Source organism: Veillonella dispar (assembly GCF_937975875.1).
GTDB classification, from domain to species: Bacteria; Bacillota; Negativicutes; order Veillonellales; family Veillonellaceae; genus Veillonella; species Veillonella dispar_B.
In genome coordinates this window covers 1-10,811 of sequence record NZ_CALJSP010000024.1, presented here as the reverse complement: position 1 = coordinate 10,811, position 10,811 = coordinate 1, and the positions used below count along the sequence as shown (strand labels likewise).

The window sequence follows — 10,811 nt, the reverse complement described above, 5'->3', positions numbered from 1 at the left end:
ACTGACGATCTTCGCCGTGACAGGGCGACATGTTAACCGCTACACCACGGGGCCGCGTATCAACTCTCGTTGACTACTCGTATATATTAACATGAGGTAACCTACTAATGCAAGTACTTTTTTCTAATTTTTTGATGAATTTTTCCAAAATATATGAAATTAGGAACTATCTATTAAAAATCGCAAATATTAGCCATTTATATTTAGTATGCTTGAATATACTACAAATTATACCTATAATTACAGAAATCAAAAACGCCTGTAAAGCAGATATTTTTTCTGATTTGTGACTATCTTAAGAACCAGCTTAAGGATAATAATAAAATTGGCACCTAAATTTCTTTAACGAAAACTAGGTACCAATTTCAACATAATTATATAAAATTGTTTATTATGGTATTTTTACAAGTATGATACAAATTATAAATGATCCCAAGGACCATCACGCAAGTCTTGTTCCCAATAATACTCAACCTTCATATCACCACGTTTGACCTTATCGAATACCTTAGAACGTGCAGTGGTCATCACATTTTCACTATGCTTACCACCGAAGTACGCATATCGAGATTTACCCAATGTATACATAACTGATACATAAGGTTCTACAGAACTAATATTACTTTTACCAAGTCCTAGATCTACAGAAATATGAGGTGTCACATTCATTTTTGCACCCACCTTCAGTCCATGTATAGTTTGCCACTTATGTTGGTCAATATAGTACATCTCTTCTGGATGTTCTCCTGGTGCTTTTGTTTTCCAATGATATCCTTCCACATAACTAGATAGCCAACGAGCATTCTTATAATCGCGTGTATACCGTATATCAAAGCCATCCAATACATGTTCATAAGAATATCGAGGTGTTCTATGAATACCATCAGGTGGTGAACTTAAGCTATCATGAAAATCTATTGCCCGTGGTACTTGACGCAAAGGTGTGTTAATGTTATAAGGCCCCACCTTTTTTTCTGATAGTCCATGGTATACATTGACACTAATCGTATTTAGACCAGCTACATATTCTAATCCTGCACTAACACGAGAAAATTTATCCTTAAATGCATAGTCATAGAATACATTGGCACCGACGTAGGCATGCTCATGTGTACTAAGGCGACGATAGCCAATACCAGCAGTACCTACAACACCAAGTGTATCATGTTCTACTACTTCACCTTTATCAATATAGGTACCTTGACCGTCAATTCTTCCAAAATCTGAATCTGAACCATTCCAATATGTAGTAGTGGAAACTTTTTCGCCACCATTAGCATCTAATCGTCCTTGTACAAACACCATGGATTTGCCATCTTTACCATATTGTTTTATGGGTTGCAACGTCTCTATAAAATACTGTGTATTCACTTTCTGCTTAGAGTTATGATTACGATAATGGAATCGTGTATCATAGCTTAGATTATTATCAGTCATTTGTTTATTAGGCATTGCATAATCATGATAGGAATCTTCCTGGCTTCCTTTAAAACCAATACCAATATCAGTACGATCCATCCAGCTTGATTGAACTTTTTCTCCATTATCTTTATCTGCTGCTAATGCGCATGTAGCAAAACTACATGTCAATGCTGTACATACTAAAGATTTAATAATAACCTTTTTACTAACCATAGTCTCCCCTTCTTTATATGAAATTTTCGTGAAAGATACTTTTATTATATATTCTTTAGTTAGGTAAAGCAATAATATGTCTTATCCACTTTATAGCATATATATTCTCTATAGTTTATTAGTACATATATTTGAAAGTTCTACTGTTTTAAGTATTGCTAATTAATAGTTATAGTGAATCGTCTTTGACTATGATAAAATAAATATATATTATATAAATAATAAGAATGTAATATAAAATACTTTGGAGCAATACAATGAAATCAAAATCTCTTATAACTATCTTAATTATTGCTATTGTAGGTGCGTTAGCAGCAGCATGGTATTTCATGTGGTACATTCCCCACACACCAGCCTATACGCTAAAAATTATTCATCAAGCCGTGCAAGATAAAGATGCCGATGAGGCTTTACGCCATATAGATACAAAATCTATTGTAAAAAATATTTTAGAACGGGAAGGCAATAAATATATAGATACATCTAATCCATTTGGTAAAGCTACTATTGCAGCAGCTAAAACATTTGGTCCATCTTTAATTGAAGATGTAATGAGAAAATATATCGAAGATCCAGACAGCTTTAAATCTCAGCCGGCTACAACAGATACTAACAATACAGCTCAAAGTGATGACAACATGTCTATGGTCGATCGGCTTGTAGATGGCCGTCTTTTCAAAGAGCATGATGTAGAGGTTAAAAATATCAAATCTGAAGACGATGGAGATACAGCTATCGTAACCGTAACAATACAAAACAACAAAAAGAATATGACAAAGGATATACGAGTTTTGATGCGTCATTTAGGTGATGGCACCTGGGTTATTTATGATATTCCAGATATGGAAGACTTATATACAGTAACTCGTAAATAGCTTGTAACAAACAATAAACAATAAGTAATTATTAACTTATACGGAACCTAAAAAGGACAGTAGATACTAACATAGTATTTACTGTCCTTTTATCATTATCTATTATCTACTACCTATTACTTATTTTTTAGCTATTACTTATTATCTATTACCGATCAAAGTCCACAATGGCTAATGTTACGGTCACTTGTGAGATGAGTCGTTCTGCATCGTCCTTCATGTCAAAGCGCCATACATGTGAAGTTTTCCCTTTCACCAATAGTGTACCATGGGCTGTTAAAGAGCCTTCACATCGTACAGGGCGCAAGTGGTTAGCTGTAATAGATTGACCTACGCCAAATTTATCAGCACCAATGAGTTCGTTACTCATCATTCCCGCTGCAATTTCTGCAAAGGCTAGAGTCGCCCCTCCATTTAGGTAACCTTGCGGTTGCTTATGAAAGTCACCTAAATTCATTTTTGCCACACATGTAGTGTCACTTGTCATATAAGGCTTTTCAATTTGTAAAGCTTCAATCAAATTCATAGTGTTCGTTTCTCCACGCAATACGCTTCTAATCTATCATCAAAAACGGTTACACCTAGCCCATCACCATCAGGTACGTGCATTACACCATTTTTAAAAGTGAGGTCGGGATAGATGAGGTCTCGTTCAAAGTATCTATTAGAATCCGATAGGTCTCCTGCCATATAGGAATCACCTAGTGCAGCTAGTTGAGCATGGAGCATTTTAGAAACGCCAGACTCTACCATGCTGCCAATCCAATACGGAATATGACTTTCTCTACAAAGATTAATAGCTGCCTTCGTTGGCACAAGACCGCCCATGCGCCCTACTTTTATATTAAGTACGTCAATTAGGCCATATTCAATAGCATAGGATAAATCATCATAGCCTAATATAGATTCATCTAAACAGATAGGTGTTTCAATATTCCAATCATCATTGTTAAGACGTTCCCACTTCCATTCCTTATAGGATTGGAGTGTCGTCATAGCAAAAGGCTCTTCTATGCAGGCTAGATTCAAATCGTTAAATTGACGAACTTTGTAGATGTCGTCATAGGAATAGCTTTGGTTTGCATCAGCAGCTAAGACTAAGTTTGGATACTGCTTGCGGATGAGAGATACTCGTTCATAGCCATCTGTGGGATTCACCTTTAACTTAATGCGCTTACAACCATTTGTCACATGAGTTTCTACTGTATCTAATAATTGTTCCATCGGTACGTCCCCGATAACAACACCACTTTCAATGGTATCTTGTAAAGGCTGCCCCATGATATAGGAAATAGAATTTACACCAAGTCTCTCACAATGAAGATTAATAAGGGCATTTTCTACAGCAGCAATGGTCATAGGCATATGATCTCGATTGAGCCAGAACTGCAGCTGACGTACATAGGTCATAAGAGGTTTAGGCCGCATCAAGCGAAGATTAAATATATAATCATCCACTAATTTCTTCCAACATGTCTCTACAGTTTCTGCGGTATAGAATGGATCTGTGAAAGCTACACACTCACCATAACCTACATAACCTTGTTGGTCCTCGATTCGGATAACAATGGTCTCCCGTTCTTTTACCTCACCCTTGGCGGTTTTAAAATTAAACTTCATCGGTAGTTTAAGGCGATATGTAGTTATGCTTTTAAAATTTAAAATATCATTCATAGACGCCTCAATCTTCTAAACGCAGTTTATTACGCACAATTTTACCGGTCCCATTACGAGGCAATGCAGGTAAAATTCTTACATACTTAGGGATTTTGTACTTTGCCAATGAAGAGGTCATAAAGGATAGAATCTCATCGGCTGTCATACTTTCACCATCATGAAAGGCTACAAATAGCGCTGGTACTTGCCCCCATTTAGGATCAGGTACAGGTACTACGGCACACTCTTTCACCGCTGGCAATGTATAGACTAGGTCCTCTAATTCCTTAGGATAAATATTTTCACCACCAGAAATAATAAGGTCTTTGCGGCGATTCAGAATATATACAAAGCCATCTTCATCAACATAGCCGATATCGTCTGTATTAAGATCACCGTTGATAGGTTCCTTGTCGATATACCCAGTCATAACCATAGGGCCGGTCAAATGGATTTCCCCCACTCCATCCGCATCAGGATTATCAATATGAACCTGCATACCAGGTAATGGTTTACCTACAGAATCTCGTTTATGAGGGTAATCCAATACAGAGAAGGTCACACTTTGACTAAAGGTTTCCGTCATGCCATAGGTCTTGTAAATTGGCAATGATTTCTTCTCACAAGCATCGATTAAGGCCATAGGAATAAACTCGCCACCAAGCAAAATAACACGTAATGTATGATGTGTTATCTTCGGTTCTAATTGGGTTAAAATCGTCGGTACTAAAGACATCATATTGATTCGATCTGACTCAATGAGTTCTAAAACCTTTGCCTCATCGTATTTAGGCAATATAGTGATAGCCGTTCCATTATAAAGTGATCGCATCAAGATAGATAATCCACTGACATGGAATAAATGTAACACCATAAGCCAGTTATCTTGTTCGGCTTTACCAAGCACCTCTTGAGATGCTTGTACATGAGCTCTAATTTGCCCCCATCGTAGTGGTACTGATTTAAACTGACCTGTTGTAGCGCTAGTGTTCATAATGGCCGCAATGTCTGCATCATCAAAGTTCCAATCAAAAGTGTCCTCTAAATTCAGATTAGACAGAATGGATTCTAGCGGTTCAAACTCAATGGTACGTAGTAAACTAGGTAGTTGATTATACCGTTCTTTACTATGTAATACGGTAGTAACACCTAATTGTTTCAATTGGTTTCCGATCTCGTTGGGCTTAAGATGTACATTCAGTAACAATACCTCTTTATGGGCTAGCATAGCTGCCAGTACATAAATTGCCATAGTAACAGAGTTGTCCGATAAAATAGCTACACGTGAGCTTTCAAGATGTATCAATTCACTAGCCACATGGAGCACACCGCCATATATATCGTTATAGGTATATTCATTTATACATATGCGATCAGGATAGTGCTGTGCACCATACCGTAACCATTCCATCGTCTCACCTCGTATCTAAAGATAATGCCTTATGATTAATAATTAATAACAAAAGATATTATAAGAAAGGCGCCTCATATAGAGGCGCACTTTACGTTTTTACAATACATTCCATTCCTAGTAATAGACTGGTACTACGTTCTGATTAAGGGAATTTAGGGAATTGTTTGAAGTTCGGTTTGCGTTTTTCTTTAAATGCGTCACGACCTTCTTTTGCTTCATCGATTGTGTAGTACATCAATGTAGCGTCGCCTGCGAATTGTTGTAAACCTGCAAGACCGTCTGTGTCAGCGTTGAAGGCACCTTTCAACATGCGCAATGCCATTGGGGACAATTCAAGAATTTCGTTACACCATTGAACTGTTTCCTCTTCCAATTTGTCGAATGGTACAACACAGTTAACCATGCCCATTTCATAAGCTTGAGCAGCTGTGTATTGACGGCAAAGGAACCATACTTCACGAGCGCGTTTATGACCGATCATGCGAGCCAAGTAACCTGCACCGTAACCAGCGTCGAAGGAACCTACACGAGGACCTGTTTGACCAAATTTAGCATTTTCAGAAGCGATAGTAAGGTCACATACGATGTGCAATACATGGCCACCACCAATAGCAAAACCGTTAACCATAGCGATAACAGGTTTTGGGATAACGCGAATCAAACGTTGTAAATCAAGAACGTTCAAACGAGGAACATTATCTTCGCCTACATAACCACCATGACCGCGTACGCTTTGGTCACCACCGGAGCAGAATGCTTCTTTGTCTTCACCTTGACCGTGGTTTGCACCAGTCAATACGATTACGCCTACTTCGTTATCTTCACGAGCTACTGTGAAAGCATCGATTAACTCCATAACAGTTTTAGGACGGAACGCGTTACGTACCTGTGGGCGATTAATAGTAATCTTTGCAATGCCATTATATGTTTCGTAAATTACATCTTCATAATTACGATCCAATACTTTCCAATCAAATTTGCTCATGGACTTAACCTTTCTTGTGTAAAAAATCTAATACCGCTTGTTCAAACATCTGCGGTTTTTCTATATGTACATTATGCCCCGCCCCTTCGACGACGACATGTTTAAAGTTTGGCAACTTGCCAAATACATCTCTTCCTATTGTAGTATATTTTGTATCTAATGCGCCACTCACATATAGGCCTTTACATGATAATTTTTCTAACTGATCACCGACATAGGTCATAACACCTTGTCCGGACCCACGAAGGGTACACGCTAATGCGTACGGACTATTATGGGCACGACGTAAATGAATTAATTCAGTGACCGCGGGTAAAAGCTGCTTTTGACTTTCAAAAATAGGAGCCTCCGCCCAACGGGAAGCGAACCAAGAGCCATCGTTATGTTCTATATGGTGAGCTAATTCTTCATCTGCCTTGCGTCGTTCTGCTCGTTCAGCCTCCGAAGCAATCCCCACAGAACCACTTTCAAGGATAAGACCTTCTATTTCGCTATCATACTGTAATGCATAGGAAAGCGCTATACGGGCCCCCATGGAGTAGCCCATAAGATAATATCTATCACCTACCATATGATAGATAACGGTATGTAAGTCCTCTATCATTTTAGGGATTGTATAGGCCTCATCCTCTTCAGGAATATCAGAATCACCATGACCAATCAAATCGATACGGATTAAACGATAGCCTGTCAAGTTAATGGAATCCCAAGTATAACTAGATTCTGAAAATCCATGAAAACATACGATAGGCTCCCCATCGCCTACCACAGTCAAGCCATAGCGATATTCACCCAAATCAAAGTACATGCGTTGAGCTGGATTACGCAAAGCATTATCTACAATACTGCAAAAATACTGACTCATAGTAATGCCTCCATATCAACTGAAACCTTCGTATATTTTTTATGCAATTCTCTGCTATATTCCCTATTTGTAGGAATTTCAATGATATGAACGCCTGATTCTGAGCTAACCTTAGCTAGTACAGCACTCAATTCGTCGGGACTTGCAATTTTAGTATAACCACAGCCATAGAGTTTAGCAGCCCCGCGCCGATCCCGGCCATGACGTCGAGGCGTATGGGCAGATAGCCGTTGCTCCAGAGCAGGGTTTCCACGCGGCGCGTGTCGCCTTGCGAACCGTAGCGGAGGCTGCCGCTCAGGCGGTACGGATCGTGATCCGAGGCGCGGGCGGAGGCATAGCCCTGGTAGGCTTGCCACGCGGCGTTGGAGGCGTCCGAAGGCGCGGACGTCCCGATCTCCGTGCCGCGCGTGGCGCAGGCCTGGAGCGACAGGACGAGCAAGGCCGCGAGTATCAGGCGGAAGGGAGTGGAAAGGCGGATGTTCATAGCGAATTCAGCTTTTTGCGTATGGTTTCAGGATTCGGGTGGTCCAGTTCGAGGGCCCGTTCCCATCCTGTGCGCGCTTCGTTTTTGAGCCCTTGGGCGTTGGCAATGTCGCCGTAGTGTTCCCATATGGTGGGATCGCCGCCGTCGGGGAGGCTTGTCGCCCGGCGGACGAGCTCCCATGCCTCGGCGTTCTCGCCCCGGCGGAAGTGCGCCCAGGCGAGGGAGTCCAAAATGTATGCATGGTCAGGGGCCTGCTTGAGCGCCGCTTCGAGCAGCAAGACCGCGCGGTCCAGATCCTTGCCCTGCTCGGCCAGCGAGTAGCCCACATAGTTCAGGGCCTGATAATCCTCGGGATTGCGGGCGACGATGGATTCCATCACGGCGAGGGCCTCGCGCTTGCGGCCGAGGGAATCCAGCACGCTGCCGTAGACATAGGCGATTTCGTCGTCCGAAGGCCAGATCTGCTGCGCCGCCGTGGCCGCGGTCAGGGCTTCCTTGTAGCGGTCCTGCAACAGGTACAGGTGGATCTCCATGAGCCGGAAATCCCGTTCCGTGGGGAACTGGCTCTGGCCCTGAAGGATGAGCTGCATGGCGTCTTCATAGCGCTGCTGATCGTGCAGCAGCTGGATGCGCAGGCGCAGCGCCCGGTCGTAAAAACGGTTTTCCGGGGGAATGGATTCAAGGAAGTTCAGGGTTTCCTGCACGTCCTTGTGGTATTCGTAGGCGATGGCGGCGAGGTAGAAATGCACCTCGTCCGGCGCATTGGGATCGCTCTTGAGGCCGTCGAGCAGGGCCTCCGCCTCGGGGTACATCCTCGCGTCCAGAAAAAGCGTCGCCGCCGTGAGCTTGTAGCCGTAGGTGGCGGGGCCGTTCAGGGCGTAGTCCAGGGCTTTCTGCCCCTTTCCGGCGCGGATCTGGCCTTCGACCATCCTGATCCAGATGTCCGGATTGTCCGGGTCCTGCTCGATCAGGCTGTTATAGATTTCGTTCGCTTCGGAGAATTGCCTGTCCGCTTCCAGCAGGCGGGCCAGCTCGAACCACGCGTCGACGAATTCCGGGCTTTCCTGTACGGCGAGCCGGAGCTGCTGGATGGCCCTATGGGGCTGTTTGAGGCCCACGAGGGCCTGCGCGTGGGCATAGCGGACAAAGGACGTCCGCAGGCGCTGCGGCAGGGCCGAGAACACCTTGTCGGCGTCCTTGAAGTGCCCGGTTTTGACGTAGAGGATGCCGAGCTCCTGCTGCACGAGTTCGGAGTCCGGGCGCTGCTTGCGGTATTCTTTCAGAATCTTGAGGGCCTGCTCGTTGTCGCCCTGTTCGAGCCACGTTTCGGCGAGCAGGAGGTGCAGGCCGAGATCGCCGGGCACGCGCTTGACGGCCTGTTCAAGCAGGCTGCGGGCTTCGCTGGTTTCCCGGTTGAGCATGAGCCATGCCGCCGCGTCGATGAAGGGCTGCGGCCTGTTTTCCAGCGTCAGGAGGAGTTTTACGGCTTCAAGGACGCCTTCCTTGTCGTCGCCGCGGATGGACTGGTCGAGCAGGAGGGTCGCGTAGGTACGCTGGGCCTCGGGCGAGAGGTCCCATTGCACGGGTTCCTGCGGCGTACTGCGGGCGCACCCGGTGAGCATCTGCACGGTCAGCACGGCGCAGACCATCCCGCGCAGCAGATTGCGGACAAGACCCGCGCCGCAGCGGGAATTTCCCCGGCGGGCGTGGGATGGCGCAGCCGCAAGCGGGGCCGCGGGATGAGTGAGGCGAATGCGGAAGCTCATGAGCAAACTCTGGGGGTTGAAACACGATAACAGGGGATAACGAATACCCTAAACGGGAACGAACAACAACCGGAGATTGTGTATCCGGAACGTTGTTTTCCTCCTAGTGCGAGATCCAGTCTTCGGAGAAGTCCTGAATATCGGTGGAGAGATGGGTCTTCAGCTTTTGGAGCAGGCGTGCCTCAAGCTGGCGTACCCGTTCGCGGGTGACGTTGTAGCGCTCCCCGATTTCCCGCAGCGTGACCGGATCGTCGGTCAGGAGGCGGTGCTCGAGGATGTAGGCTTCCTTTTCGGAAAGCGAGGGGAGGATGTCGCGGATTTTGCTTTGGAGCAGTTCGGCGATTTCCATGCCCGCGAGGCTTTCCTCAATGCCCGGGCCGAGCGCGGGCAGGAAGTCCATGCGCGTGGCGCTGCCGGACTCGTCGCCGACGGTGGCGTCGAGGGACATGTCGGAGGCGTCCAGCCGCTGCTGCATCTCCACGATCTGATCCTCGCCCACGCCGAGGCGCTCCGCAAGGGTCGCCGCGTCTGGGTCGAAGCCTTCGGCAATGAGCTTCTGGCGTTCGCGGTTCAGGTTGTAGAACAGCTTGCGCTGGGCCTGCGTCGTGCCGATCTTGACCATCCTCCAGTTGTCCATGATGAACTTGAGGATATAGGCGCGGATCCAGAACGCCGCGTAATAGGAGAACTTGATCCCCTTGTCCGGGTCGAACTTGTTGACGGCCCGCATGAGGCCGACGTTGCCCTCCTGAATGAGGTCGAGCACGTTCTGCATCCAGCGGCGCTGGAAGTCCATGGCGATCTTGACCACCAGCCGCAGGTGCGAGGACACCAGGCGGAAGGCCGCGTCGCTGTCGCCGGTCTTCTGCACGCGGCGGGCCAGATCGAACTCTTCGTCCGGCTTGAGCATGGGGAAGCGGCTCACTTCGCGCAGGTAGAGGTGCAGCGAGTCCTTGCTGGACGACAGGGAAGGCAGGTGCTGCTGCGACGGTGCGGGCAGGGTATCGCCTTCGGGCAGGATGTCGGCGTCGGGGTCGAGCGCGGCCACGTCGTCTTCGGGCAGATCGTCTATGTAATTTTTGATTGTCTGAAACCGCGAATTATGTTATACTGACCGTGATGGCAAAACGA

Annotated in this window: 10 protein-coding genes; 1 reads left to right on the top strand and 9 read right to left on the bottom strand. The window is 45.6% G+C overall.

Annotated elements, in window-relative coordinates:
* Positions 1-420 precede the first annotated feature (420 nt).
* On the bottom strand, positions 421-1,635 hold the full coding sequence (locus Q7P05_RS01045) for an inverse autotransporter beta domain-containing protein (protein WP_303930096.1): 1,215 nt from the start codon (positions 1,633-1,635) through the stop codon (positions 421-423).
* A gap of 257 nt (positions 1,636-1,892) precedes the next feature.
* On the opposite strand from Q7P05_RS01045, the gene Q7P05_RS01040 reads away from it, so the two are divergent.
* Positions 1,893-2,510 carry a hypothetical protein gene (locus Q7P05_RS01040; RefSeq protein ID WP_287536162.1) on the top strand — a complete coding sequence of 206 codons (618 nt, stop codon included), beginning with the start codon at positions 1,893-1,895 and terminating at the stop codon, positions 2,508-2,510.
* 148 nt (positions 2,511-2,658) lie between these two features.
* Here Q7P05_RS01040 and Q7P05_RS01035 read toward each other — a convergent pair whose 3' ends face one another.
* The 8 genes from Q7P05_RS01035 to Q7P05_RS01000 all read right to left on the bottom strand — a co-directional run bounded on the left by Q7P05_RS01035 (position 2,659) and on the right by Q7P05_RS01000 (position 10,728).
* Complete coding sequence (locus Q7P05_RS01035; protein ID WP_303930095.1) at positions 2,659-3,036, bottom strand: PaaI family thioesterase; 378 nt, start codon at positions 3,034-3,036, stop codon at positions 2,659-2,661.
* Positions 3,033-4,184, bottom strand: a complete 1,152-nt coding sequence (menC, locus tag Q7P05_RS01030; protein ID WP_303930094.1) for an o-succinylbenzoate synthase — start codon at positions 4,182-4,184, stop codon at positions 3,033-3,035. Before menC ends, Q7P05_RS01035 begins: the two co-directional genes overlap by 4 nt.
* 7 nt (positions 4,185-4,191) lie before the next feature.
* The gene (menE, locus tag Q7P05_RS01025) at positions 4,192-5,577 is read right to left on the bottom strand and encodes an o-succinylbenzoate--CoA ligase (protein WP_303930093.1); all 1,386 of its coding nucleotides are present in this window, start codon (positions 5,575-5,577) and stop codon (positions 4,192-4,194) included.
* A 145-nt stretch (positions 5,578-5,722) separates the two neighbouring features.
* A complete protein-coding gene (gene menB, locus Q7P05_RS01020) occupies positions 5,723-6,565 on the bottom strand; it encodes a 1,4-dihydroxy-2-naphthoyl-CoA synthase (RefSeq protein ID WP_005387880.1) in 843 nt (280 codons plus the stop codon).
* Between the two features lie 4 nt (positions 6,566-6,569).
* Positions 6,570-7,430: a 2-succinyl-6-hydroxy-2,4-cyclohexadiene-1-carboxylate synthase gene (gene menH, locus Q7P05_RS01015; RefSeq protein WP_303930092.1), complete on the bottom strand. Its 861-nt coding sequence runs from the start codon at positions 7,428-7,430 to the stop codon at positions 6,570-6,572.
* Positions 7,431-7,557: 127 nt separating this feature from the next.
* Positions 7,558-7,914: a hypothetical protein gene (locus Q7P05_RS01010; RefSeq protein WP_303930091.1), complete on the bottom strand. Its 357-nt coding sequence runs from the start codon at positions 7,912-7,914 to the stop codon at positions 7,558-7,560.
* A complete protein-coding gene (locus Q7P05_RS01005) occupies positions 7,911-9,680 on the bottom strand; it encodes a tetratricopeptide repeat protein (protein ID WP_237912095.1) in 1,770 nt (589 codons plus the stop codon). Before Q7P05_RS01005 ends, Q7P05_RS01010 begins: the two co-directional genes overlap by 4 nt.
* Before the next feature lie 103 nt (positions 9,681-9,783).
* Positions 9,784-10,728 (bottom strand): RNA polymerase sigma factor RpoD/SigA, encoded by a 945-nt coding sequence (locus Q7P05_RS01000; protein WP_303930090.1) that lies wholly within the window; start codon positions 10,726-10,728, stop codon positions 9,784-9,786.
* Positions 10,729-10,811: the final 83 nt, after the last annotated feature.

What these genes read in the sequence shown, in the direction of transcription:
- Q7P05_RS01045 (WP_303930096.1), bottom strand. Translation starts at nt 1,635, where the DNA reads ATGGTTAGTAAAAAGGTTATTATTAAATCTTTAGTATGTACAGCATTG.
- Q7P05_RS01040 (WP_287536162.1), top strand. Translation starts at nt 1,893, where the DNA reads ATGAAATCAAAATCTCTTATAACTATCTTAATTATTGCTATTGTAGGT.
- Q7P05_RS01035 (WP_303930095.1), bottom strand. Translation starts at nt 3,036, where the DNA reads ATGAATTTGATTGAAGCTTTACAAATTGAAAAGCCTTATATGACAAGT.
- menC (WP_303930094.1), bottom strand. Translation starts at nt 4,184, where the DNA reads ATGAATGATATTTTAAATTTTAAAAGCATAACTACATATCGCCTTAAA.
- menE (WP_303930093.1), bottom strand. Translation starts at nt 5,577, where the DNA reads ATGGAATGGTTACGGTATGGTGCACAGCACTATCCTGATCGCATATGT.
- menB (WP_005387880.1), bottom strand. Translation starts at nt 6,565, where the DNA reads ATGAGCAAATTTGATTGGAAAGTATTGGATCGTAATTATGAAGATGTA.
- menH (WP_303930092.1), bottom strand. Translation starts at nt 7,430, where the DNA reads ATGAGTCAGTATTTTTGCAGTATTGTAGATAATGCTTTGCGTAATCCA.
- Q7P05_RS01010 (WP_303930091.1), bottom strand. Translation starts at nt 7,914, where the DNA reads ATGAACATCCGCCTTTCCACTCCCTTCCGCCTGATACTCGCGGCCTTG.
- Q7P05_RS01005 (WP_237912095.1), bottom strand. Translation starts at nt 9,680, where the DNA reads ATGAGCTTCCGCATTCGCCTCACTCATCCCGCGGCCCCGCTTGCGGCT.